Annotated in this window: 21 protein-coding genes; 11 read left to right on the top strand and 10 right to left on the bottom strand. The window is 62.4% G+C overall.

All coding sequences use genetic code 11. The annotated features are described in order from the left end of the window. Position 1: 1 nt before the first annotated feature. The 5 genes from QMY55_RS23420 to QMY55_RS23400 all read right to left on the bottom strand — a co-directional run bounded on the left by QMY55_RS23420 (position 2) and on the right by QMY55_RS23400 (position 5182). On the bottom strand, positions 2-1000 hold the full coding sequence (locus QMY55_RS23420) for an L-threonylcarbamoyladenylate synthase (protein WP_283486473.1): 999 nt from the start codon (positions 998-1000) through the stop codon (positions 2-4). 9 nt (positions 1001-1009) lie between these two features. Next, positions 1010-2182 carry a 5-(carboxyamino)imidazole ribonucleotide synthase gene (locus QMY55_RS23415; RefSeq protein ID WP_283486472.1) on the bottom strand — a complete coding sequence of 391 codons (1173 nt, stop codon included), beginning with the start codon at positions 2180-2182 and terminating at the stop codon, positions 1010-1012. Beyond that, on the bottom strand, positions 2179-2673 hold the full coding sequence (gene purE / locus QMY55_RS23410; RefSeq protein ID WP_034350760.1) for a 5-(carboxyamino)imidazole ribonucleotide mutase: 495 nt from the start codon (positions 2671-2673) through the stop codon (positions 2179-2181). Before purE ends, QMY55_RS23415 begins: the two co-directional genes overlap by 4 nt. 101 nt (positions 2674-2774) lie before the next feature. Next, positions 2775-4175 (bottom strand): hypothetical protein, encoded by a 1401-nt coding sequence (locus QMY55_RS23405; RefSeq protein WP_283486471.1) that lies wholly within the window; start codon positions 4173-4175, stop codon positions 2775-2777. Continuing rightward, entirely contained in the window at positions 4172-5182 is a 1011-nt protein-coding gene (locus QMY55_RS23400; protein WP_283486470.1) for an ABC transporter ATP-binding protein, read from the bottom strand. Before QMY55_RS23400 ends, QMY55_RS23405 begins: the two co-directional genes overlap by 4 nt. A 295-nt stretch (positions 5183-5477) precedes the next feature. Here QMY55_RS23400 and trxA point away from each other — a divergent pair, with 295 nt between their 5' ends. From trxA to QMY55_RS23385, 3 genes are all read left to right on the top strand, one after another. Beyond that, a complete protein-coding gene (gene trxA, locus QMY55_RS23395) occupies positions 5478-6428 on the top strand; it encodes a thioredoxin (RefSeq protein ID WP_283486469.1) in 951 nt (316 codons plus the stop codon). A gap of 155 nt (positions 6429-6583) precedes the next feature. Next, positions 6584-7519 (top strand): nuclease-related domain-containing protein, encoded by a 936-nt coding sequence (locus QMY55_RS23390; RefSeq protein WP_283486468.1) that lies wholly within the window; start codon positions 6584-6586, stop codon positions 7517-7519. A gap of 103 nt (positions 7520-7622) precedes the next feature. Further along, on the top strand, positions 7623-8117 hold the full coding sequence (locus tag QMY55_RS23385) for an META domain-containing protein (RefSeq protein ID WP_283486467.1): 495 nt from the start codon (positions 7623-7625) through the stop codon (positions 8115-8117). A gap of 13 nt (positions 8118-8130) precedes the next feature. Here QMY55_RS23385 and QMY55_RS23380 read toward each other — a convergent pair whose 3' ends face one another. From QMY55_RS23380 to QMY55_RS23370, 3 genes are all read right to left on the bottom strand, one after another. After that, positions 8131-8478: a ribbon-helix-helix domain-containing protein gene (locus tag QMY55_RS23380; protein WP_283486466.1), complete on the bottom strand. Its 348-nt coding sequence runs from the start codon at positions 8476-8478 to the stop codon at positions 8131-8133. A 129-nt stretch (positions 8479-8607) separates the two neighbouring features. After that, entirely contained in the window at positions 8608-9189 is a 582-nt protein-coding gene (locus QMY55_RS23375; protein ID WP_283486465.1) for a DJ-1/PfpI family protein, read from the bottom strand. 57 nt (positions 9190-9246) lie between these two features. After that, positions 9247-10482 (bottom strand): mechanosensitive ion channel family protein, encoded by a 1236-nt coding sequence (locus tag QMY55_RS23370; RefSeq protein WP_283486464.1) that lies wholly within the window; start codon positions 10480-10482, stop codon positions 9247-9249. A gap of 352 nt (positions 10483-10834) precedes the next feature. On the opposite strand from QMY55_RS23370, the gene leuS reads away from it, so the two are divergent. The 3 genes from leuS (at position 10835) to holA (ending at position 15350) form a co-directional block, all read left to right on the top strand. Continuing rightward, positions 10835-13543: a leucine--tRNA ligase gene (gene leuS / locus QMY55_RS23365; protein ID WP_283486463.1), complete on the top strand. Its 2709-nt coding sequence runs from the start codon at positions 10835-10837 to the stop codon at positions 13541-13543. Between the two features lie 184 nt (positions 13544-13727). Next, a complete protein-coding gene (locus QMY55_RS23360; protein ID WP_283486462.1) occupies positions 13728-14240 on the top strand; it encodes an LPS-assembly lipoprotein LptE in 513 nt (170 codons plus the stop codon). A gap of 60 nt (positions 14241-14300) precedes the next feature. Further along, positions 14301-15350, top strand: a complete 1050-nt coding sequence (gene holA / locus QMY55_RS23355; protein ID WP_283486461.1) for a DNA polymerase III subunit delta — start codon at positions 14301-14303, stop codon at positions 15348-15350. Positions 15351-15471: 121 nt separating this feature from the next. Here holA and QMY55_RS23350 read toward each other — a convergent pair whose 3' ends face one another. Both QMY55_RS23350 and QMY55_RS23345 read right to left on the bottom strand, forming a co-directional pair. Further along, the gene (locus QMY55_RS23350; RefSeq protein ID WP_283486460.1) at positions 15472-15660 is read right to left on the bottom strand and encodes a hypothetical protein; all 189 of its coding nucleotides are present in this window, start codon (positions 15658-15660) and stop codon (positions 15472-15474) included. A gap of 157 nt (positions 15661-15817) precedes the next feature. After that, positions 15818-16123 (bottom strand): hypothetical protein, encoded by a 306-nt coding sequence (locus tag QMY55_RS23345; RefSeq protein WP_283486459.1) that lies wholly within the window; start codon positions 16121-16123, stop codon positions 15818-15820. 105 nt (positions 16124-16228) lie between these two features. On the opposite strand from QMY55_RS23345, the gene QMY55_RS23340 reads away from it, so the two are divergent. The 5 genes from QMY55_RS23340 (at position 16229) to QMY55_RS23320 (ending at position 23857) form a co-directional block, all read left to right on the top strand. Continuing rightward, complete coding sequence (locus QMY55_RS23340) at positions 16229-17509, top strand: glutamate-5-semialdehyde dehydrogenase (RefSeq protein ID WP_283486458.1); 1281 nt, start codon at positions 16229-16231, stop codon at positions 17507-17509. A gap of 89 nt (positions 17510-17598) precedes the next feature. Then, on the top strand, positions 17599-19059 hold the full coding sequence (gene trkA, locus QMY55_RS23335; protein WP_283486457.1) for a Trk system potassium transporter TrkA: 1461 nt from the start codon (positions 17599-17601) through the stop codon (positions 19057-19059). Between the two features lie 9 nt (positions 19060-19068). Then, the gene (locus QMY55_RS23330) at positions 19069-20535 is read left to right on the top strand and encodes a TrkH family potassium uptake protein (protein WP_283486456.1); all 1467 of its coding nucleotides are present in this window, start codon (positions 19069-19071) and stop codon (positions 20533-20535) included. 78 nt (positions 20536-20613) lie between these two features. Continuing rightward, a complete protein-coding gene (gene gshA, locus QMY55_RS23325; RefSeq protein WP_283486455.1) occupies positions 20614-21909 on the top strand; it encodes a glutamate--cysteine ligase in 1296 nt (431 codons plus the stop codon). Positions 21910-21988: 79 nt separating this feature from the next. Continuing rightward, on the top strand, positions 21989-23857 hold the full coding sequence (locus tag QMY55_RS23320) for a potassium transporter Kup (protein WP_283486454.1): 1869 nt from the start codon (positions 21989-21991) through the stop codon (positions 23855-23857). Positions 23858-23894: the final 37 nt, after the last annotated feature.

The following is a 23894-nucleotide window of genomic DNA, read 5'->3' as shown; positions in this document are numbered from 1 at the left end:
CTCAGCCTGCCGCCGCCGCCCGCTGCAGGCGGTCGCGCACGCCTTCCCAGTCGGCGGTGTCGGGCGGGGTTTCGATCCAGATCAGCTGGGCACCGATTTCGTCGAAGTCGCGCAGCGTACCGAACAGTTCGCGGGCCGTAGCCAGCGCTTGCTGGGGCATGGCCCGCAGCGTGATGCCCTTGGCCGTGCACTTCAAGGGGCTGCGGTGATAGACCGCAATATTCTTGCCCTCGCTGCCCAGAATATCGAGAGCCGATTGCAGCTGTCTGGCATCCATGAGCCGCACCTTGGCGTTGGGCGCGTAGTGTGCCAAAAGCGTGCCAGACGCCCGCGGGGTGTTGGTAGACAGCTCTTCTTTCGAGAGCGGTCGCTGGCCGCAGGCGCGCGCTATATCGTCGCGCGTGATGGCGCCAGGGCGCAGCAGCACGGGCACGCCCCGCGTGCAGTCGACGATGGTGGACTCAATCCCCACTTCGCAGGCGCCGCCATCGAGCACCAGCAACTCGTCGCCAAACTCGGTGGCCACATGCTCGGCCGTGGTGGGGCTGACGCGGCCGAACTTGTTGGCGCTGGGGGCAGACACGCCCCAGACCGGCGGATCGAGCTGCTGGCAGGCCTGCAGCACCGCATGGGCCACGGGGTGGGACGGGCAGCGCAGGCCCACGCTGTCCTGACCGCCCGTCGATGCCTTGGCGGCATGCGGCAGGCGCGGCAGGATCAAGGTAAGTGGCCCCGGCCAGAACGCATCGATCAGCTGCTGGGCAAAGACCGGGACTTCCCTGGCATAGCGGGTGATGGCGGCGGCGTCGGCCACATGCACGATCAGCGGATGGTTGGCCGGGCGGCCCTTGGCGGCAAAGATCTGCGCTACGGCCGCATCGTTGTCGCTGTCTGCGGCCAGGCCGTAGACCGTCTCGGTGGGCAGGCCTAGCAGCCGGCCTTGCTGCAGGGCGAGCGCAGCGGCTTGCACCGAGGCTTCCAGCGTTCCATCCAGAATCACGTGTTTTCCTTAAAACGCAGCAATGCCGAGTATTTCAGCAGCCTTCAAAGCGGTTGCACGCGCTTTTTCGGGGCTGGCCGCGGTGATGTTCAAGTGGCCCATCTTGCGGGCCGGCTTGGCATCGACCTTGCCGTACAGGTGCAGGTGGGCACCGGGCAGGGCCAGGATCTGATCCCAGGCCGGAGCCTGTGCAGTGCCGTCATTCTTGAACCACAGATCGCCCAGCAGGTTGAGCATCACGGTGGCGCTGTGCTGGCGCGGCTGCACCAGGGGCAGGTTGGTCATGCAGCGCACTTGCAGGTCGAATTGCGACACATCCATCGCGTTTTGGCTGTAGTGGCCGCTGTTGTGCGGGCGCGGGGCGATCTCGTTGACCACGAGCTGACCGTTGTCCAGCACAAAGAATTCCACGCAGAGCACGCCCACGTAATCGAGGCCGATAGCTACGGATTTCGCAGCTGCAATCGCTTGCTCCGCCTGCGCTGCGGGCACGTTTCCTTCGTAGACCTCGGTCACGGCCAGAATACCGTCGCGGTGCAGATTGCGCTGCACAGGCAGGTTGACGATGGTGCCGTCACGGCCGCGCGCCACGATGACCGAGCACTCATGCGCCAGCGGCAGCATTTTTTCGAGCACGCAGGCCACCTGCTTGAGCTCGTCCCAGGCCTGGATCAGCTCGTCGCGGGTCTTGACGCGGATCTGGCCCTTGCCGTCGTAGCCCATGCGTGCGGTCTTGAGGATGCCGGGCAGCAGCGCGTCGTTGACGGCGGCCAGCTGCTCGGCCGTCTCGATCACGGCATAGGGGGCGCAGGGCACGCCGCACTTCACGAAGTGGGCTTTCTCGGCAGCGCGGTCCTGAGCGATCGCCACGGCAGAGCCGGCGGGCGATACGGGCAGGCTTTCGGCCAGCTTGTTCAGCGAGCCGGCGGGCACGTTCTCGAATTCGGTGGTCACGGCGGCGCAGAGCTTGGCCAGCTGGGCCAGGCCTTGTGCATCTTCGTAGCCAGTGCGTACATGGTGGTGGCTGACCAGACCGGCGGGGCTGGTCTCGTCTTTGTCCAGCACGACGGTGAAATAGCCCATGGCTTGTGCGGCATGGGCAAACATGCGGCCCAGCTGGCCGCCGCCGAGCACGCCCAGCGTTGCGCCGGGCAGTATTACTTGTGTGTCGTTGGCGCTCATGCGTTCACCGGCAGCGTCATATTGCGGGCGGCTTCGGTCTGTTCGACGCGGAAGGCTTCAAGCTTGGCACGCAGGGCCGGGTCTTCATTGGCCAGCAGGGCCACGGCAAACAGGGCCGCATTGGCCGCGCCCGCGTTGCCGATGGCAAAGGTGGCCACGGGCACGCCCTTGGGCATCTGCACGATGGAGTGCAGCGAGTCCACGCCTTGCAGGTGGCGGCTGGCCACGGGCACGCCCAGCACGGGCACGGTGGTCTTGGCTGCAATCATGCCGGGCAGGTGGGCCGCACCGCCGGCGCCGGCGATGATGGCCTTGAGGCCACGGTCGGCGGCAGCTTCGGCAAAGCGGAACATGTCGTCCGGCATGCGGTGGGCCGACACGACCTGGGCTTCAAAAGCGATACCGAATTGCTGGAGGATGGCAACTGCGTGCTGCATGGTGTCCCAGTCGCTGCTGGAACCCATGACCACGCCAACTTGGATGGGGTTCATGTTGTCTCGTGAGGGCGGCTGCCGCCCGGCCTAGTGGAACCCCTGATTTTACGTTTTTGAGATATGAATGGGCGGTTCTGGGTCTTCCGCCCTGATATGGCTTAAATCCGCGCAGCCGCGTTGTCGCGCGCAAATCCCAGCACGCGGTCCTTGAAGACATGGATGACCCAGCCCGCCACGACCAGAATCTGCACGCCTAGCGAGGCCCAGGGCAGCACACTGTTCCAGACGGCTGGCGCGTCCGATGAATCGATGCTTTGAAACCAGGCAGACATCACGGGTTGCACCAGCATGGCCCCGTTCACGCCGCCCAGGCCATAGGCCAGCAAAGGCGCGGCAATGTTGAGAATGAGCCAGGCAATCACAAAGGACACCATGGGCGACTTGAGCTTGCCTGCCAGCAAGGCAAAGCCGGTCAGCAGCAGGCAGTCGCGCAGCAGTTGCAGATACATCAATACCGAGAAGCTGCCCAGTGCACCCATTACCCCGACCTCATGCGCATCGGGCGTGAAGATCACGACGATGGAGACGATCAGCCCCAGCAGCAGGCTGACGGGCCACAGCGGCAGGGCTTCCAGCGCTTCACGCCAGTGTCTCTGGCTGACGGACCACTGCACCTGCCTCCAGGCGCGCAGATGCTGGCTCATGTGCTGCAAGGCTACATAGATGGTGCCCAGCAGTGCAATCCAGGCGGTGCTCCCCAGGAATGCGGGCAAGCCGGTGCTGAAACTGCCGCCCGCAAAAATACCGCTGACCGCAATGCCCAAGGGCCAGGCCCAGGGCAGGGTATGCACGTCAAGCCGCGTGCACAGCATGCGCCACAGGCCCAGCAGACCCAGACCCAGCATCAGCGCGCCTGCCAGATAGGCCATGCCCAGGCCGCCGACATCCATGCCCCACCAGAGCACGGGCTCGGCGTTGTTGTTGAAGATGCCGTCATAGACGCGGCCCAGGAAGGGGCCAGGTATGAAGAACAGCAGTAGCAAAGGCAGCAGGGCTGCGCGCCTGCGGTTGACAGGCAGGTCCTGCTGGCCCCAGCTCATGAGTACCGAGTTCATGGCCCAGGTCTGCAGGCTCATGCCCCAGAGTATGGCCAGCCCCACGATATGGACCACGCTGATCTCCTGCACCCAGACCGTGGCAATGCCCGCAATGGCGATCGCAAACCACAGCACATACAGCCATGCGGGCAGCACGGCGCCCAGCAGCTTGCCCCAGGCCATCTGCCAGGGCGAGAGGGCCGACAGGCGCTGCCAGTCCCAGGTGTTCTGGCTGGCTTCCTCGGCCAAGCTGCGACCTGCGAGCACGCTGCCGTAGATGGCCGAGGCCAGCCACAGCCCGGCCATGGCCGTGCTCGATAGCGAGCCGGGCAAGTTGGCCGGTGACGACAGGGCAAAAGGCAGGGCCAGCACCAACAGGCTCAGGCCCAGGCTCCAGGCCAGCAGGGAGGGGCGCCAGTTCAGCCAGAGCTGGCGCTGAAATTCGGGGTTGCGCGCGGTCATGGCAGCTCCTGGTTGACGTGGTCCGGTATCTGGGTGTCGCGGGCTTGCGCTGTACGGGCATAGCGGTCCTGTAGGCGTTCGCGCATGGGCGCCAGGGCTGCGACGGGAATACCCGCCTGTACCAGCCGAGTCAGCCAGGCGGCGCGCGCGCTGTTCGTCGCCGGCAGCCATAGCTGGATGGGGCGCTTGCCCGTGGCATCAAAGTCCTGCACGGTTGTGCCCTGCAGGGCCTGGCGCAGCTGGGCTTCAAAGTCCGCAGCGACCGTGGGCACGATTTCCAGTGCATACAGAGCCAGCGAGTCGGCAGCCGTGGCCATGCCGGGCGTGGCGGATGTCGTCTGAGCCATGCCGCCGTCCTGCAGCGCCTCATGGCTTTCGATGCGGCCGTTGCGAATGCTGAGGATATGGGTGCAGTACTCGTCCAGCTCGCTGAGGATATGGCTGGAGACCACCAGCGTCATGCCCTGGGCCTGCAGCAGGCGAAACAGCTGCGACAGGCTGCTGCGCGCGTCGGGGTCCAGCCCGCTGGCCGGCTCGTCCAGCAGCAGCACGCTGGGCTGGTGGACGATGGCCTGGCCAATCGCCACGCGCTGGCGCTGGCCGCGTGACAGCTCGGTGGGGTAGCGCTGCAGCAGCTCGGACAGACCCAGCTGCGCGGCCACCTGCTGCACGCGTGCCGCGACCTGGCCCTCGGCCACACCCATGGACAGGGCCGAGTACTGGAGGCAGCGATCCACCGTCAGGCGGTCATACAGGCCGTAGAAGTCGGACAGATAGCCCAGGTGGCGGTGCACCTCGCGCGGCTGGTCTTCGACGGACAGGCCTTTGACGCGGATATGGCCGGACAGTGGCTGGTCGAGTCCGGCAATGCAGCGCATCAGCGTGGATTTGCCAGCGCCATTGGGGCCCACCAGCGCGGTGACGCTGCCGGCAGGGATGGACACACTTATACCATCGAGTGCGCGGTGGCCGGGGTACTCGAACACCAGTTGTGAAACTTCAATCAAGTCGTCGCTCCTTAGATCGTAAACACGTTCTTCGCGGCTGATGCACTGCAATATACCCTGCAAAACAATAGCTGCCAGCGCATGCATATCAAGGGTTTTTGGACGATTTGAGCCTGAAACGCTGCGCGACAGATGGCATGCCCGCAGTGCCAGAAACCCAGGCGCCGCAGGCCCATGCCGGGCGGGCACCGCTTTTGCATGGAGAATCGCGCCATGCGCCGCCGTGCCCGGCGGCTGAATTTTTGTGTGCGCCTGGCTGCAAGGCAGCGCACCTAGCTTTTGGGTTGGGAACCACATGATTGACGTCACCATCGAGAATTTTGAAGCCGAAGTCGTCGCCGCCTCCATGGCTGTGCCCGTGCTGGTGGACTTCTGGGCGCCTTGGTGCGGTCCTTGCAAGACGCTGGGCCCGATTCTGGAAAAGCTGGAAGTTGCCTACGAAGGCCGCTTCAAACTGGTCAAGATCGACTCCGATCAGGAGCAGCAACTGGCCAGCATGTTCGGCATCCGCTCCATCCCCACCTGCGTGCTGATGATGGGCGGCAAGCCCGTGGATGGCTTCATGGGCGCCCAGCCCGAGGGCAAGCTGCGCGAATTTCTCGACAAGCATCTGCCCTCGGAGGGTGAGCTGGCGGCCGAAGCCGATGCCGACGAAGCCCAGGCTTTGCTGGAGTCCGGCGACACCCAGGCCGCGCTGCAAAAGCTGGCCGATGCGCTGGCGGCCGACCCTGCCAATGACGACGCACGCTTTGACTATGTGCGCCTCTTGATTGCCACCGGCAGCTTTGAAGAAGCCCGTGCGCTGCTGGCGGAACCCGTCAAGCGCATTCCCCAGCCCCTGCGCTTCGAGGCGCTGAACCAGTGGCTGGGTGCGCTGGAGTTCGCCATGACCGATGACAACGCCGATGTGAGCAAGTACGACCTGCTGATTGCTGCCAACAAGCGCGACTTCGATGCCCGCTTTGGCCGCGCTTGCGCATTGCTGGCCCATAGCCAGTGGACCATGGCCATGGACGAGCTGCTGGAGATCGTCATGCGCGACAAGGCCTGGAACGAGCAGGCCGCGCGCAAGCTTTTCGTTGCCGTGCTGGAGCTGCTGACTCCGCCCAGGCCCAAGAAGCAGGATGCCGTGCCCGGCAAGACCGCAGGCGGCATCGAGCTGTTGGGCAAGAGCAGTGCCGAGCAGGATGAGGCCACAGCCATGGTCAATAGCTACCGTCGTCGCCTCAGCATGGCGTTGAACTAGAGGCTCCCCCTGAGGCGCTGCGCGCCTTCCCCCTCTCTCTACGCGCTTCGCGCTACGGGAGGGGGACGATGCCCTCGCTGCGCGGCGGCGCTTGCTTGGCATCTCTGGCTTTTAGGCCGCGCCGGTTTTTGGCGTTGCGTTGAGTGAGATTCGGGATGGATCAGATTTTTGCAGTGGCCTTTCAGGGCCTTTTTGTTTATCTGGGGCTGGCGCTGGCCTTTATGGTGCTGGTGGCCGTTCTGCGCTCGCCGCGCTTCAAGGGCTGGCGTGGGGAGCGGGCGGTGCAGCGATGGATTGCGCAAGGTCTCAATCCGCTGGTCTATGTGGATCTGCACAATGTGACGCTGCCCACCAGGGATGGCAGCACACAGATAGACCATCTGATCTTTTCGCCCTACGGCCTGTTTGTGCTGGAGACCAAAAACTACCAGGGCTGGATTTTTGGTACGGAAAAGCAGCGCGAATGGACGCAGCAGATCTACAGAAAGCGCAGCAAATTCCAGAATCCGCTGCGCCAGAACTACAAGCACACCCAGACCTTGCAGGAGCTGCTGGACATTGGCGCAGAGCATGTGCATTCGGTCATTGCGTTTGTGGGCGACTGTGAGCTCAAGACCGAGATGCCGCCTCAGGTGACCAGGGGCGATGGCTTTGTGGCCTATATCCAGAGCTTTGCGCAGCGCGTCTGGGCGCCCGAGGAGATGCAGGCCCTGATCGACAAGCTCGAAGCGCTGCGTCTGCAACCGGGCCGTGCCACGGACAGGCAGCATGTGGCCCATGTGAAGCAGTTGCAGTCGACTCAACGCGTAGCGCGCGCATCTGCAAAGACCTCCCAGAATCCGGTGGCGGAAAATCCTGTTGCACCGGCACTGGTGGTGCCGGTGCAGAGCCCTGTGGTGCCCGATGTGCCTGCGGCTTCTGTCCCCAGCCCCGCGCCCATGCCGAGGCAGCCTGCCGCCGAAGTACCGATCTGCCCGCAATGCGCATGGCCGCTGCGCAAGCTGCTGATGCAGCGCGGCCCGTTGGCCGGCCAGGCTGTCTGGCGCTGCAGCAACGGAGCTGCCTGCAGCTTTGTGCGCGGCAGTCCTTGACCAACGCTGTTAGTAGCCCAAGGGCTTGCCAGCATGCTGGGTGGCGCTTGCTCGGCACCGTGCTGATGTATCAACAGGGGACAGTCGTTTTGATGGATTTTTTATGCTGACCATATCCCGACACCTGAAATCACTGCGCCTGTCGCTGAGCTCTCTGTGCATGCTCTGGGCCCTGGCGGGCTGCGCTGCAGATACGGGTCCTTCCGCCCCGGTGACGGAGGCCGAGGCCATGGCAGCGGTGACCGCTCCGCTGCTCAACACCTATTGGAAGCTGCGCCAGATCGGCGACGGTTCCCATGTCAGTGCTTTTGACAACCAGCCCGAAGCGCATCTGATCCTGCAAGATGGCACAGGCCGTTTTCACGGCGCCGGAGGCTGCAACCGCCTGCATGGCAGCTACAGCCTTGACGGGCGTTGGCTGCGGCTGGCCGCGGTGGCCAGCACGCGCATGGCCTGCCCGCAGGGACGGCGCATGGAGCAGATATTCATCGATACCTTGCCCAAGGTCCGCAGCTATGCCATACAGGGACAGAAGCTGCTGCTCAGCGATGCCGACGGCCAAGTCTTGCTGCGGTTCGAGGCCGTCTATCTGTACTGAGGCTCGAATCTCTTCAGTGCGCCAGCGCCGCCGGCTTGCGGCCCGCCGAGGCATTCAATGAACGAATGGGAATGCCCATGTCCTGTGGAATATCCCCTGACAACTGCAGTGCCAGATAGCGCGTGCAGCACACGCGCAAGAAAGAGCTGAAGTTGTCCACGGCACCGCGCTCGGCCAGCAGCTCGTCATAGAGCTTGGTGCAGAGCTGGGGCACGGTGTAGCTGTCACGTGCGGCGATGTCTTCCAACACCTGCCAGAACAGATTTTCCAGCCGGATGCTGGTGGCGACTCCATGCAGGCGGATGGAGCGGGCCCTGTGGGCCCAGAGTTGCGGGTCGGCACTGACAAAGACCTGGCACATGGCGGTGCTCCTCTCAAAGCAAAACCGGGCCATAGTGTGGCCCGGTGTGCATGGCGTCAAGCAGTGTTGTCAGAAAACTCTCTAAACCATAGCTTTCAGCGCTTGCTGGGTAAGCGCGAGAGGCCGATTTCAGTGTGAAATCTTGGTCCCCAGCAGGGCCAGGAATTGTGCAATCCACGCGGGGTGGGCCGGCCATGCGGGGGCGCTGACCAGATTGCCTTCGGTATGGGCCTGATCGACAGGGATGTCGGCATAGCTGCCACCGGCCAGCTCCACCTCGGCGCGGCAGGCGGGGTAGGCCGAGCAGGTGCGGCCCTTGAGCACGCCGGCACCGGCCAGCAGCTGCGCGCCGTGGCAGACGGCGGCCACGGGCTTGTTGGTGTCGAAGAAGTGGCGCACGGCGGCGCGCACGCTTTCATAGCCGCGCAGGTATTCGGGCCCGCGGCCACCAGGGATGACCAGGGCGTCGTACTGCTCGGGCTTCACCTCGGCGAACGTGGCGTTGAGCGTGAAGTTGTGGCCGGGCTTTTCGCTATAGGTCTGCGCGCCTTCGAAGTCGTGGATGGCGGTCTTGATCTGGTCGCCGGCCTTTTTATCGGGGCAGACGGCATGCACCGTGTGGCCCACGGCCAGCAGTGCCTGAAACGGGACCATGGTTTCATAGTCCTCGCAGTAGTCGCCGCAAATCATCAAAATCTTCTTGCCTGCCATGGTCTGTCTCCTTTGAAGTGTCAAGCCATTGTGGGCAGACAGGCGGCGCTGCGGGTATTAACGGGCTACTACATGGCTGCTGATCGTCCCGGGCACAGGGTAATGCATGCCGTAGTCCGAGGAGCGCTGGTAGAGCTTGAGGCCGAAGTGAGGCAGCATGGCGATCAGGTGGTCGAAGATCTCGCCCTGCACCGACTCATATTCCACCCAGATGGTGGTGTTGGTGTAGCAATACAGCTCCAGCGGCACGCCCTGGGGGGTGGGCTCCAGGGTACGCGCCAGCAGGAACATGTTTTCGCCCTTGTGAATGCGCGGATGGTCGAGCAGGTAGGCATAGGCGTAGGCCTTGAATGCCGCCAGATTGCTGACCTGGTCAGCGGCGATCAGGTGACCGCTTTGCGGATTGATGGTGCCGGGCTGGGCATCATCGACGGCACGCAAACCGATTTTTTCATTCCAGTAATCCTGTAAAAGTCTAATGCTGGAAAGCGCTGACCGCTCTTCTTTCGTGAGCAGATGAATGCTGTGGGCATCAAGTGGCAGCGAGCGGCGAATGCGTCGCCCGCCGGACTCGAACATGCCGCGCCAGTTCTTGAAGCTGTCGCTCATCAGCCGCCAGGTGGGAATGGTGGTGATGGTCTTGTCCCAGTTCTGCACCTTGACGGTGTTGAGGGCGATGTCGATGACGAAGCCGTCGGCGCCGACCTGGGGCATCTCTATCCAGTCGCCCACGCGCAGCATGTCGTTGCTGCCCAGCTGCACTCCGGCGACAAAGGACATGATGGTGTCCTTGAACACCAGCATCAGCACCGCCGAGGCCGCGCCCAGGCCAGACAGCAGCAGCAGCGGCGAGCGATCCAGCAGCGCGGCCACGATGAGCACGGCGGCAAAGATGCAGACCAGCAGCTTGCCCGACTGGGTGTAGCTCTTGATGGAATGGGTCTGCGTGGCTTTTCGCCTGGAGCTGCTCTCGTGGGCCTGGTTCATGGCGTTGAGCAGATCGCACAAGGCCCGGGCCAGATGGTAGAGAGTGAAGGCCACAGCCACATTGCCGATCAGCGTGGTCCAGCGTGGCTGCAGATAGGGCACGCCCATGATGCCGAACTGCATGACCAGCGAGGGTACGGCGCGGGCCAGGCGGCGCAGCACCTTGTCGTGCATGAACACCTCGGCCCACTCGGCCTTGAGCGTCCCGCGCATATGGCGAGAGGCCTTCAACATCAGCCACTGGGTCAGCCAGCCGGCGAGAAGCGCAAGCAGGGCCAGCACACACAGGGCTGCCAGCGTCTGCATGGCAGGATTCCATTCGGAAACAAAAGACCAGCGGGAAAGCAACAACAGCTCCTCGGTTGTAATGAAAGGATCGGGGTGAGATGCGCAAGCCTGGCGGTTCTTGGTGAATGCAGGCGATGGCGGTGCTGGCCGGTCTGACCGGCGACAGGCAGGAAAGTTCAGCGCCCAGCTTACGCAAAGCGGTATTTCCGAGCGCGCCGTGCAGGATGCTTTGCGGCCTCGATGGCGTAGCGGGTTCTGCGGTCATGCGGGGCTAAACCGGCGCAAGCGGGCGGGCAGCCTAAAATCCCGGTTGATTTCAGATTTCTACCTTGCCGTGTCCCAAGCGGGCTGGCGGCCACTGCACTGCACCATGCAAGAAAAATTCAACCACATCGAGGTCGAGCGCGCCGCGCAAGGCCATTGGCAAGCCAAGGACGCCTACCGCGTCACCGAGGACCAGTCCAAGCCCAAGTACTACGCCTGCTCCATGCTGCCCTACCCCAGTGGCAAGCTGCACATGGGCCATGTGCGCAACTACACCATCAACGACATGCTCACGCGCCAGCTGCGCATGAAGGGCTACAACGTGTTGATGCCCATGGGCTGGGACGCCTTCGGCCTGCCGGCCGAGAACGCTGCGCTCAAGAACAAGGTGCCGCCGGCCAAGTGGACGTACGAGAACATCGCGTACATGAAAAAGCAGATGCAGGCCATGGGCCTGGCCATCGACTGGAGCCGCGAAGTCGCCACCTGCGACCCTGACTACTACAAGTGGAACCAGTGGCTGTTCCTCAAGATGCTGGAAAAAGGCATCGCCTACCGCAAGACCCAGGTCGTGAACTGGGACCCGGTGGACCAGACCGTGCTGGCCAACGAGCAGGTCATCGACGGCCGCGGCTGGCGCACCGGCGCCCTGGTGGAAAAGCGCGAGATTCCCGGCTACTACCTGGCCATCACCGGCTATGCGCAAGAGTTGCTGGACCATGTGCAGATCGGCAACGAGAAGGCAACCCTTTCCGGCTGGCCTGACAAGGTGCGCCTGATGCAGGAAAACTGGATCGGCAAGAGCGCTGGCGTGCGCTTTGCGTTCACGCACGACGTCAAGGGCGCAGACGGTCAGCTGATCGGCGATGGCAAGATGTATGTCTTCACCACGCGTGCCGACACCATCATGGGCGTGACCTTCTGCGCCGTGGCACCCGAGCATCCGCTGGCGCAGCACGCAGCGGCCTCCAAGCCCGAACTGGCTGCCTTCATCGAAGAATGCAAGAAGGGCGGCACCACCGAAGCCGAACTGGCGGTCAAGGAAAAGGAAGGCAAGCCCACGGGCCTGTTCGTCACCCACCCCGTCACCGGCGCCCAGGTCGAGGTCTGGATCGGCAACTATGTGCTGATGAGCTATGGCGACGGTGCCGTGATGGGTGTTCCCGCCCACGACGAGCGCGACTTTGCCTTTGCCAACAAGTACGGTCTGCCCATCAAGCAGGTGGTGGCCGTGGAAGGCCAGGCTGCTTATGACGACAAGCAGTGGAGCGACTGGTACGGCGACAAGGAGCGCGGCGTTCTCATCAACTCCGGCGAGTTTGACGGGCTGAACTACAAGGACGGCGTGCAGGCCGTGGCCAAGGTACTGGAAGCCAAGGGCCTGGGCGAGCTGAAAACCACCTGGCGCCTGCGTGACTGGGGCATCAGCCGCCAGCGCTACTGGGGCACGCCCATCCCCATCATCCACTGCGAAGACTGCGGTGCCCAGCCCGTGCCGGAAAAAGACCTGCCCGTGGTCCTGCCACAGGACCTGGTGCCCGATGGCTCGGGCAACCCGCTGGTCAAGAGCGAAGCCTTCCACGCCGGCGTGGTCTGCCCCTGCTGCGGCAAGAGCGCGCGCCGTGAAACCGACACCATGGATACCTTCGTGGATTCGTCCTGGTACTTCATGCGCTATTGCGACGCCAAGAACGGCGAGCAGATGGTGGCCGACGGCGCCGACTACTGGATGCCCATGGACCAGTACATCGGTGGCGTGGAACATGCGATCCTGCACCTGCTGTACGCACGTTTCTGGACCAAGGTCATGCGCGATCTGGGTCTGCTCAAGATCGACGAGCCCTTTACCAAGCTGCTGACCCAGGGCATGGTGCTCAACCATATCTACAGCCGCCGCACGGCCAAGGGCGCCAAGGAATACTTCTGGCCCAAGGATGTCGAGCATGTGTTCGATGATGCCGGCAAGATCATAGGCGCCAAGCTCAAGGTCGAAGTGGACAGCGCCGACGGCATGCTGCCCGTGGGCACGGCCATCGACTACGAGGGCGTGGGCACCATGTCCAAGTCCAAGAACAACGGTGTCGATCCGCAGGAGCTGATCGAGAAGTACGGCGCCGACACGGCCCGTCTGTACACCATGTTCACCTCGCCCCCCGAGCTGACGCTGGAGTGGAACGACGCCGCCGTGGAAGGCAGCTATCGCTTCCTGCGCCGCGTCTACAACTTCGGCGCCAAGCTGTCGGGCATGGACATGGCGGCAGCCGTGGCTGGCGTGGCCGGTGCCAAGTCGCTGGACGATGTGGAATTCAGCAAGGCCGCCAAGGCGCTGCGCCTGGAAATCCATACTGTGCTCAAGCAGGTCGACTATGACTACTCACGCATGCAGTACAACACCGTGGTGTCCGGCGCGATGAAGATGATCAATGCGCTGGAAGACTTCAAGGCCGTCGACGAAGCCGGCGGCCAGGTCGCACTGATCGAAGGCTTTGGCATTCTGCTGCGCGTGCTCTACCCCGCAACGCCTCACCTGGCCCATGTGCTGTGGAGCGAGCTCGGCTATGCCAACCACCTCGGCGATCTGCTCGATGCCCCATGGCCTCCCGTGGATGCCAAGGCGCTGGTGCAGGACGAGATCTCGCTGGTGCTGCAGGTCAACGGCAAGCTGCGCGGCGCCATCCTGGTGGCCGCAGGCGCCGACAAGGCGGCCATCGAAGCTGCTGCCCTGGCCAACGAGGAGTATCAGAAATTTGCCGAAGGCCGGACACCCAAGAAGATCATCGTGGTGCCGGGTCGTCTGGTAAACATTGTTGTTTGACACCCCCTGAGGCGCTGACGCCTAGGCGGCCCCGCGCCTCCCCCCTCTCTGGCTGCGCGGGAGGGGGACGATAGCTTCGCGGCGGGGCGGCCCTTGCTCGCTATCACTGGCGGAAGGGGTGATGCCACGCGCTGTGGGCCTTGCGGTTTGGTACTGCAGGGTTTGTAGATAAAAAGGACAGTTGATGCAAAAACGTACGCTGCTGGCCGCCATGGCCTTGACGCCTCTGCTCGGGGCTTGTGGCTTTCGCCTGCGCGGCGTGCCGAATTTCGTGTTTAGCTCCATCTATGTACAAGCCGGTCGTGGCTCACCCGTGGGTGTGCTGCTGCGTCGCAATCTCGACAGCACCAGCGACAAGCTGAAAGTCATCAAGGACCCTGAGTCTCCCGATACGGCCGACGTGATCTGCCAGATCGTCAGCGAGCAGGCCCAGCGCGTCATCGTCGGCTCCAACGTCGCGGGCCAGGTACGTGAAATCGAACTGCGTCTGATCGTCAAGTTCTCGCTGCGCACTCCCGGGGGCGATGAGGTGATCGAGCCGACCGAGATTCGCCAGATCCGCAACGTGACCTATAACGAAACCAATGCCTTGTCCAAGACGGTGGAAGAAGAAATGCTGAACAAGGACATGCGCAACGACATCGTGCAGCAGATCATTCGCCGTCTGGCGGCTGTGAAGAGCCTGCAGGTTTCTTGATTTGATAGCTGCTTGCGCTTGATGGACAAGCGTTTGCGGCCAGCTTGACTGATAAACCCTATGCAGCTTGCGCTGAACCAGCTTTCCTCCCATCTGGCCAAGGGCTTGCGCCCGCTCTATGTGCTGCATGGCGACGAGCCGCTGCAGCAGCAGGAGGCTGCCGACGCCATCCGTGTGGCCGCGCGTGCCCAGGGCTATACCGAGCGCAGCAGTTACACCGTCATGGGTGCGCATTTCGACTGGAGTGGCGTGCTGGCGGCTGGCGGCAGTCTGAGCCTGTTTGCCGACAAGCAGATTCTGGAAATCCGCATCCCCGGCGGCAAGCCCGGCAAGGAGGGGGGCGCGGCGCTGCAGCAGCTGGCGCAATCGGCCCAGGGCAATGACAGCACGCTGACCTTGATCAGCCTGCCGCGTCTGGACAAGGCCACGCGCACCGGGGCATGGTTCTCGGCACTCGATGCCAACGGCGTCTCCATCCAGATCGACCCCGTGGAACGCGCCGCGCTGCCGCACTGGATCGCTCAGCGGCTGGCGCTGCAAAACCAGCGCGTGGCCGCGGGCGAGGAAGGCCAGCGCACGCTGCAGTTCTTTGCCGACCGTGTGGAAGGCAATCTGCTGGCCGCGCACCAGGAAATTCAGAAGCTGGCGCTGCTGCACCCCGAAGGCGAACTGAGTTTCGAGCAGGTCGAGCAGGCCGTGCTCAATGTGGCGCGCTATGACGTGTTCAAGCTCTCGGAAGCCGTGCTCTCCGGGCAGGTGGCGCGCACCATGCGCATGCTCGATGGTCTGCAGGCTGAAGGCGAGGCCGAGGTGCTGGTGCATTGGTCACTGGCCGAGGACATCCGCAACATCAAGCGAGTGAAAGATGCGATGGCTGCCGGCAAGCCATTGCCCATGGCGCTGCGCGAAAACCGCATCTGGGGCCCCAAGGAACGGTTGATGGAGAGGCTGCTGCCACGTGTCAGCGATGTGCGCGCCGCCGAGCTGCTGCAGTCGGCCCACGCGGTGGACGGCATTGTCAAAGGCCTGCCCAGCCAGGGCTGGCCGCGTGACAGCTGGCAGGCTCTGAGACAGCTGGCCATGCAGCTGGTGCAAGCCGGACGCGCGTGATGACCAAGGTGGCGCTGTCCTGGATAGGTCGTCTGGGCTGATGGGCAAGAACGCCAGGCGTTTTCTTGGGCCATGAAAAAAGGATGCCCGGGGCATCCTTTTTTGGGGGAGATGACCCTGCTCACTGCTGGGAGTCATCGGCCTGCTGGTTTTGCTGCAGGTGCTCGTCTACCTTTTCCTCAATCACTTTTTCGCCCTCAAAGCCGGCAATTGCCGCCATGCCTTTTTTGAGCAGGCCGGCATTGGGGTCGGCCTTGTCCAGAACTTCTTCTGCCACCACCGCGCCTATGATTTCATTGAGGAGTCCCATGGCAATCTCCAGGTAAGTAAAGAGGAGCCCAAGGTAGCCATGGCCTGCTGAATACGCCAGCAGTTTTGCGGCTTTTTACCTGCGGACATGAAAATTCATATCCGCATCGTTTGTTTGCAAATCAGTGGCTTGCAAGCCCATGCCTGGCCAGCAAATTTCAGCTTTTATTAAGCTGGTCTTCGGCTTTCTGCGCCCAGGTCTGCAGATTGTCCAGCAGGTCTTTCTGGCTGAAGGAGCAGCTTTCTTCGGTGAACAGTGCGCTGGACTCCAGACGGTCCAGCAGATTGAGCAGCACTTCGCCATAGCGCGCAGGCAAAGCCTGCAGCAGGGTCGTGGCAGAGCGGGCCTGCTGGCCCAGGGCCGAGGCGCTGGTCTGTGATTGGGCCAGTTGTGCCAGTCCGCTTCTGAGCTGCTGCAGCTGCTGTGCGGCCTGCAGAAGTTCGGACGAGGTGGTCGAGGTCATACGTCTCCTTGCATTTCAGCCGGCAGTGTAGGCTGCTGGCGGTGCGAAATATGCGCTTGTGCGGGTTTGTCTGCGCAAAGTGCGCTTCTCGGCGAAAATCACGGTATGAACGCGCTCAATACCGTCGAATACATGCACAACCTGGGTGTACAGGCAAAAGCTGCCTCTGCGCTGATGGCTAGTGCGTCTGCAGCTACAAAAAACAAAGCATTGAAGGCCCTGGCCCGTCTGCTGCGCGAGCATGTCGAGCCGCTGCAGATCGATAACGCCAAGGATCTGGAGCGTGCCGTGGCCAATGGGCTGGCCGAGCCCATGGTCGACCGCCTGCGCCTGACTCCCAAGGTACTGGAGACCTGCGCCCTGGGCTGCGAGCAACTGGCCGCCATGCCCGATGTGATCGGCGAGATCATCGGCCTCAGGCAGCAGCCCACCGGTATTCGTGTGGGGCAGATGCGTGTGCCCCTGGGCGTGTTCGGCATGATTTACGAAAGCCGCCCCAATGTGACCATTGAAGCGGCCAGCCTCTCGATCAAGAGCGGCAATGCCTGTATCTTGCGCGGTGGTTCGGAAGCCATCGATTCCAACAAGGCGCTGGCCAGGCTGGTGGCCCAGGCACTGCTGGAAGCCGGCCTGCCCGAAAACGGCGTGCAACTGGTGGGCACGACCGACCGCGAGGCCGTGGGCCAGCTGATTGCCATGCCCGACTATGTGGACGTCATCATTCCCCGTGGCGGCAAGGGCCTGATCGAGCGTATCAGCCGCGATGCCAAGGTGCCCGTCATCAAGCATCTGGATGGCAACTGCCACACCTATGTCGATGATCCCTGCGACATCGCCATGGCCGTGAAGGTCGCCGATAACGCCAAGACCAACAAGTACAGCCCCTGCAATGCCAGCGAGAGTATGCTGGTGGCGCGCGCCGTGGCCTCAGAGTTTTTGCCCCTGATCGGCGCGGTGTACGCGGCCAAGGGCGTGGAAATGCGTTGCGACTCCGAAGCGCTGGCGATTCTGCAAGCCGTGCCGGGTGCCAAGCTGGCGGCCGCCACCGAGCAGGACTGGAGCGAGGAGTACCTGGCGCCCATCATCAGCATCAAGCTGGTGAACGGCGTGGATGAGGCCATTGCCCACATCAACAAATACTCCAGCCACCACACCGAGGCCATTCTGACCACCAACCACCAGCATGCGCAGAAATTCCTGCGCGAAGTGGATTCGGCCAGCGTCATGGTCAATGCCAGCACGCGCTTTGCCGATGGCTTCGAGTATGGTCTGGGGGCGGAGATCGGCATCAGCACCGACAAGTTCCATGCGCGCGGTCCGGTGGGCATAGAGGGGCTGACATCGCTCAAATACGTGGTGCTGGGCGACGGCGAAGTGCGCTCCTGAAGTCGTCAGCCCTGCGTAGGCCATGAGGTCGCGCAGGGGCTGAAGACTGGTAAATTTGCGCCGCTGCTTGGTTCCAACACAACAACACCATGAAAATCATTATTTTGGGTGCCGGGCGAGTCGGTCAGAGTGTGGCCGAGAGTCTGGTGTCCGAGCAAAACGGCATCACCGTCATCGACACGGATGCCCGGGCATTGCGCGATCTGGAGTCGCGCTTTGATCTGCGGGGCGTGGTCGGCAACGGTATCGATCCCCAGGTGCTGGCAGAGGCCGGTGCCAAGGACACGGATTTGCTGATTGCCTGCGCATCCATGGACGAGACCAATCTCGTCTGCTGCAAGATCGCGCAGGTCATGTTCGATATCCCCACGCGCATTGCACGCGTGCGCTCATCGGGCTTTGCCGCGGACGATCCGGTGCTGGGCAAGGATGGCTTTGCGGTGGATCGCATCATCTGCCCCGAAGAATCGGTCACCAACTACATCCGCAAGCTCATCGAATACCCCGAAGCCATGCAGGTGCGCGCGTTTGCGGGCGGCCGCGCCGCGCTGGCATCGGTGCGCGCGCGCGCCGGTGCCGCGGCCGTGGGCCTGCAGATTGCCGAGGTGCGCGAGCGCATGCCGGACCTGGCCATGCGCATCGTGGCAATCTACCGTCGCTTCATGGATGAGCCCGACCGCTTTGTGCGTTGCGATGGCAATACGCGTATCGAGCCCGGCGACGAAGTCTTCATGCTGGCCGCCACGGACAATGTGTCCGAGGCGCTCAAGGCCATCAATCTGCCGCAGGGGCGTCCGTCCCGCCCGGTTTATCGCATCATGATTGCCGGTGGCGGGCAGGTCAGCCTGCGTCTGGCCAGGAAGCTGGCGCAGACGCCGGGGCGTTTTCACGTCAAGGTCATCGAGCACAACGCCCAGCAATGCCTGAGCCTGTCGTCCGTTCTGCCAGCCGAAGTGCTGGTGCTGGAAGGCGATGCCACGGATGAGGATGTACTGGCCGAAGAGGGCATCGAAGAGGTGGATCTGTTCCTGGCGCTGACCGACGATGACGAGGACAACATCATGTCCAGTCTGCTGGCCAAGCGCATGGGCGCGCGCCGCGTGCTGTCGCTGATCAACCGCCGCGCCTATGCCGACCTGATGCACGGCACGCAGATCGATATTGCGCTGTCGCCGGCACAGGCCATGCTGGGTGAATTTCTGGCCTATGTGCGCCGTGGTGATGTGCAGGCCGTGCACAGCCTGCGCCGTGGCGTGGCCGAGGCACTGGAGATCGTGGCGCGCGGCGACCGCAAAAGCTCGCGCGTGGTGGGGCGAAAGGTGGAAGAGCTGCGCCTGCCGGAGGAGGTGCACATCGGTCTCATCGTGCGCGGTATCCCCGAAGGCAAGACCTGCGAGGAGGTTGCCGGCACGCCGCTGCAGACCGAGGTCATCATTCCGCGCAGCAATACCGTGATTGAATCCGGCGACCATGTGGTTTTCTTCCTGCCCAACAAGCGGCTGGTACGCAACGTGGAAAACCTGTTCCGCGTCAGCGCGACCTTCTTTTAAGCGTCTGCCATGAAAGACTTGCTTCCTGTCTTGCGTGTGCTGGGCATGTTGATGGTCATGTTTGCGGCTGCCATGCTGCTGCCTTTCGGGGTGTCATGGTTCACGCAGGATGGCATCTGGCGCATCTACCCCTGGTCCATCGGGCTGACGGTGAGCATAGGCTTGCTGCTCTGGGGAGGGCTTTATCGCCACAAGCTGGATCTGCAGCCGCGCCATGGCGTGATTCTGGTGACGCTGGTCTGGGTGGTGCTGCCGCTGTGCGCCATGGTGCCGCTGGTGTTGGGCTTGAATCGTGTGGGCCTGCAGATCAGCTGGACCCACGCCTATTTTGAAGCCGTCTCGGGCCTGACCACGACGGGGGCGACCGTGCTCAGCGGTCTGGACAAGCTGCCGGTTTCCATCAACGTCTGGCGCACTTTTCTGCAGTGGATGGGCGGCATGGGGATTCTGATCCTGGCCGTGGCCATTTTGCCGCTGCTGGGGGTTGGTGGTGCTCAGCTTTTCAGAGCGGAAGCCGCAGGCCCGGTAAAGGACACCAAGCTTACGCCACGTATTACGGAAACGGCCAAGGGGCTGTGGGGCGTGTATGCGCTGTTCTCCATTGCCTGCTTTCTAGCGTTCTGGGCCTTTGGCATGCAGCCACTGGATGCGCTGATGCATATGTTTGCCACGGTGAGCCTGGGAGGGCTGTCATCGCATGACGCAAGCTTTGCCTATTTCAACTCACCGTTGCTGGAATGCGTGGCGCTGGTCTTCATGCTGCTGGCCAGTTGCAACTTCGCGCTGTACTTTGTGGCCGTGCGCAAGGGGCGGCTCGATAGCTTCATGCGTGATCCGGAGATGCGTGCCACGATAGGCGCATTGGTCGGCGGTGGCCTGTTTGTGGCGTTTCTGCTGTGGGTCAAGGGCGTGTATGGGCCGCTGGATGCCTTGCGTCTGGGCATGTTTCATACGGTGTCCGTGGCCACGACCACGGGTTTTTCCACCACCGACTATCTGGCCTGGCCGGTATTCATTCCGGTGTTGTTGCTGCTGCTGTCTGGTGTGGCCACCAGCGCTGGCTCCACGGGCGGCGGCATCAAGATGGTGCGTATGCTGATACTCGTCAAGCAGGCCCGGCGCGAGATGACGCGCCTGGTGCATCCGCGCGCCGTGCAGCCCGTGCGCTTGGGTGATGCGGTGGTTGATAACCCGATGATTTTTTCGGTACTGGCCTATATGCTGGTCTACGGAGCCACCGTCATCGTGTTGAGCATGGTGTTGCTGTTGACCGATCTGGACCCCGTGACCGCATTTTCTGCTGTGTTGGCGAGTGTGCACTGCATGGGGCCGGGCCTGGGAGCCGTCGGTCCCGCATCCAACTACACGGTGTTGACTGACTTCCAAATGTGGGTGTGTACTCTGGCCATGCTTTTGGGGCGACTGGAAATACTGAGTTTCATGGCTCTGCTTTCTCCAGCTTTCTGGCGCCGCTGAGGTAAAGGCTAGGGAAAACGCTTATTTCTTGCGCCAGTCTCTACAATTGCCCCCCACCACCGTCTCCTGAGGGTATTTATGGTTCCACATCTTGTCACGGCTTTGACCGGCCCCATTAACGAACTCGAGCAGCGCGTGCTTGACTCCATGCCAGCGATCGAGCGTTGGTTCCGCCTGGAGTGGATGGAGCACACGCCCCCGTTCTATTGCTCGGTGGATATTCGTAATGCGGGTTTCAAGCTGGCACCGGTGGACACCAACCTTTTTCCCGGTGGATGGAACAATCTCACCGATGAAATGCTGCCTCTGGCCGTGCAGGCTGCGATGGCTGCTATCGAAAAGATATGTCCTGAAGCGCGCAACCTGCTCATCATTCCCGAGAACCACACACGCAATACCCATTACCTGGCCAGCGTGCTGCAGCTCAAGCGCATCTTCAGCATGGCGGGCCTCAATGTGCGCATCGGCTCCATCAGCCCCGAGATCAAGAAGACGCTGTCCATCACTTTGCCGCTGGGCGACGAGATCAAGCTGGAGCCGGTGATCCGCACCAAGCGCCGCCTGGGCCTCAAGGACTTCGACCCTTGCACCATCCTGCTGAACAACGACCTCTCCACCGGTGTGCCCGGCATCATCGAAGAGCTGTATGAGCAATACCTGCTGCCGCCATTGCACGCAGGCTGGAATGTGCGCCGCAAGAGCCGCCATTTCCAGAGCTATGAAGAAGTTTCCAAGCGCTTTGGCAAGCTGCTGGGTATAGACCCCTGGCTGATCAACCCCATCTTCGGCCGCGTGGAGAACATCGACTTCGCCGAAGGCACGGGCATGGACGCGCTGGCCGACCAGGTGGATGTCATCCTTTCCAAGGTGCGCCGCAAGTACAAGGAGTACGGCATCAAGGAAAAGCCGTTTGCCGTGGTCAAGGCCGACAATGGTACCTACGGCATGGGCGTGATGACCGTGCGCGACGCCAAAGAGCTGGCCGCACTGCCGCGCAAGAGCCGCAACAAGATGGGCGTCATCAAGGATGGCCAGACCGTGCATGATGTCATCGTGCAGGAAGGCGTGCTGACTTATGAGCGCATGCACAACGCCGTGGCCGAGCCCGTGGTCTACATGATGGACCGCTATGTGGTGGGTGGCTTCTACCGCATGCACCCCGAGCGCGGCGAGGATGAGAATCTCAATGCTCCCGGAGCGGGCTATGTGCCGCTAGCCTTCCAGCAGAGCAATCACCTGCCTCAGGCCAGCGCCCGCCCTGGCGCCAGCGCGCCCAATCGCTTCTATATGTATGGCGTGATTGCGCGTCTGGCCATGCTGGCAGCCAGCTATGAGCTGGAAGCCACCAATCCGGATGCAGAAATTTACGACTGACGGCTTGGATCCCTGAGTCAGAGCACAATGCGGCAACTTTGATGATCTGCTGACTGCCTTACGAGTCGCTTCCCGAACCGTGCAAAACTCGAAATCCTCCTTGTCCGCCCTCACGCTGGGGGCTATTGGTGTTGTTTATGGAGACATAGGCACCAGCGTTTTGTACTCGGTCAAGGAGGTCTTTGGCTCGGGCCATGTGCCTTTCACACCGGCCAATGTCTATGGCGTGTTGTCCGTGCTGTTCTGGACACTCACGATCATCGTCTCGCTCAAATACGTGGTGCTGGTGCTGCGTGCCGACAACAACGGCGAAGGCGGGCTGGTCGCCATGCTGGCCCTGGCCTCCCAGACCGTCAAGGACAAGCCCAGGCTCTCAAGCACGCTGTTTTTGGTGGGTATGTTCGGCACTTCGCTGTTCTATGGGGATGGAGTCATCACACCGGCCATCTCGGTGCTCTCGGCGGTGGAAGGCCTGGAGGTGATTTCGCCGCACTTCACCAAGGCGGTGATCCCGCTGACGCTGATCATTCTGTTCCTGCTGTTCTGGGTGCAAAAGCGCGGGACAGCCGGCATCGGCAAGTTCTTTGGTCCCATCACGGCCACCTGGTTTGTCTGCATCGCCCTGCTGGGGGTGCACCAGATCATGGGTCACCCCGAAATCCTGGCGGGGCTGAGCCCGCATTACGCGGTGAGATTCATCTGGAACAACCCTGGCACCAGCTTCATCATCCTGGGCGCCGTGGTGCTTTGCGTGACCGGGGCCGAGGCTTTGTATGCCGACCTTGGCCACTTTGGCAAAAAGCCGATTCGTCTGGCCTGGTTCAGCATCGCCATGCCTGCGCTCACGCTCAATTACTTCGGCCAAGGGGCGTTGCTGTTGGCCAACCCGGAGGCCGTCAAGAACCCGTTCTTCATGATGGCCCCTGCCTGGGCCTTGCTTCCCCTGGTCATCATGGCCACCATGGCCACGGTGATTGCCTCCCAGGCGCTGATTACCGGCGCGTTCAGCGTCACGCGTCAGGTGATCCAGCTCGGCTACTTCCCGCGCTTTGAGGTACGCCACACCAGCGTCAAGGAAATGGGGCAGATCTATATGCCGCTGGTCAACTGGGGGCTGTTTGTGGCGATTGCTCTGGCCGTGCTGCTCTTCAGGAACAGTGGCAATCTGGCGGCGGCCTACGGTATTGCAGTGACGCTGGACATGCTGATCACCACCATGCTGACCTTCTTCGTCATCCGCTATCGCTGGAACTATCCGCTGGCCTTGTGCCTGCTGGCCACGGGCTTCTTCTTTGTGGTGGATCTGGCTTTCTTTGCCTCGAACCTGCTCAAGCTGCTCGAAGGGGGCTGGTTCCCGTTGCTGATCGGCGGCACGGTGTTCACCTTGATGATGACATGGCGCAAGGGGCGCGAGTTGCTGCACCAGCGCCTGCAGGCGGATGCGCTGGATCTGCGCCAGTTTCTGGAATCCACCTGGCGCCACCCGCCCACGCGTGTGCCGGGTACAGCGGTGTTTCTTTCGGGCGAGCCAGGAACTGTGCCGCACGCCTTGCTGCACAACCTCAAGCACAACAAGGTGCTGCATGAGCGCAACCTGTTTGTGACCGTGCGCAATCACGAAGTGCCCTGGGTGGGGCTGGACAAGCGGGTACAGGCCGAGGCGCTGGGCGGCGACTGCTGGGAAGTCACCATCAACTATGGCTTCAAGAACGAGCCTGATGTGCCGGCGGCCCTGGCACAGCTTCGCACCCAGGGCTGCAGCCTGGATGCCATGTCCACCAGCTATTTCCTGTCGCGCGATCTCATCATTCCGCGCATGAACAACTCCATGGCCCACTGGCGCGAGAAGCTGTTTGCCCAGATGCACAAGAATGCCAGCCGGGTTTCGGATTTTCTGCACCTGCCCAGCAATTCGGTGGTGGAGCTGGGCTCCAAGATCGAACTCTGAAATTTTTTGCTCAAATAACACTCTGACGCTTATTTAG

This window comes from Comamonas resistens (genome assembly GCF_030064165.1).
Lineage (GTDB): Bacteria > Pseudomonadota > Gammaproteobacteria > Burkholderiales > Burkholderiaceae_C > Comamonas > Comamonas resistens.
This window is presented reverse-complemented; position numbering and strand designations above follow the sequence as displayed.

What these genes read in the sequence shown, in the direction of transcription:
- QMY55_RS23350 (WP_283486460.1), bottom strand. Translation starts at nt 15,660, where the DNA reads ATGGGACTCCTCAATGAAATCATAGGCGCGGTGGTGGCAGAAGAAGTT.
- QMY55_RS23370 (WP_283486464.1), bottom strand. Translation starts at nt 10,482, where the DNA reads ATGCAGACGCTGGCAGCCCTGTGTGTGCTGGCCCTGCTTGCGCTTCTC.
- QMY55_RS23390 (WP_283486468.1), top strand. Translation starts at nt 6,584, where the DNA reads ATGGATCAGATTTTTGCAGTGGCCTTTCAGGGCCTTTTTGTTTATCTG.
- trkA (WP_283486457.1), top strand. Translation starts at nt 17,599, where the DNA reads ATGAAAATCATTATTTTGGGTGCCGGGCGAGTCGGTCAGAGTGTGGCC.
- QMY55_RS23380 (WP_283486466.1), bottom strand. Translation starts at nt 8,478, where the DNA reads ATGTGCCAGGTCTTTGTCAGTGCCGACCCGCAACTCTGGGCCCACAGG.
- QMY55_RS23345 (WP_283486459.1), bottom strand. Translation starts at nt 16,123, where the DNA reads ATGACCTCGACCACCTCGTCCGAACTTCTGCAGGCCGCACAGCAGCTG.
- QMY55_RS23375 (WP_283486465.1), bottom strand. Translation starts at nt 9,189, where the DNA reads ATGGCAGGCAAGAAGATTTTGATGATTTGCGGCGACTACTGCGAGGAC.
- leuS (WP_283486463.1), top strand. Translation starts at nt 10,835, where the DNA reads ATGCAAGAAAAATTCAACCACATCGAGGTCGAGCGCGCCGCGCAAGGC.
- QMY55_RS23330 (WP_283486456.1), top strand. Translation starts at nt 19,069, where the DNA reads ATGAAAGACTTGCTTCCTGTCTTGCGTGTGCTGGGCATGTTGATGGTC.
- trxA (WP_283486469.1), top strand. Translation starts at nt 5,478, where the DNA reads ATGATTGACGTCACCATCGAGAATTTTGAAGCCGAAGTCGTCGCCGCC.
- holA (WP_283486461.1), top strand. Translation starts at nt 14,301, where the DNA reads ATGCAGCTTGCGCTGAACCAGCTTTCCTCCCATCTGGCCAAGGGCTTG.
- QMY55_RS23385 (WP_283486467.1), top strand. Translation starts at nt 7,623, where the DNA reads ATGCTGACCATATCCCGACACCTGAAATCACTGCGCCTGTCGCTGAGC.
- QMY55_RS23405 (WP_283486471.1), bottom strand. Translation starts at nt 4,175, where the DNA reads ATGACCGCGCGCAACCCCGAATTTCAGCGCCAGCTCTGGCTGAACTGG.
- gshA (WP_283486455.1), top strand. Translation starts at nt 20,614, where the DNA reads ATGGTTCCACATCTTGTCACGGCTTTGACCGGCCCCATTAACGAACTC.
- QMY55_RS23340 (WP_283486458.1), top strand. Translation starts at nt 16,229, where the DNA reads ATGAACGCGCTCAATACCGTCGAATACATGCACAACCTGGGTGTACAG.
- QMY55_RS23415 (WP_283486472.1), bottom strand. Translation starts at nt 2,182, where the DNA reads ATGAGCGCCAACGACACACAAGTAATACTGCCCGGCGCAACGCTGGGC.
- purE (WP_034350760.1), bottom strand. Translation starts at nt 2,673, where the DNA reads ATGAACCCCATCCAAGTTGGCGTGGTCATGGGTTCCAGCAGCGACTGG.
- QMY55_RS23360 (WP_283486462.1), top strand. Translation starts at nt 13,728, where the DNA reads ATGCAAAAACGTACGCTGCTGGCCGCCATGGCCTTGACGCCTCTGCTC.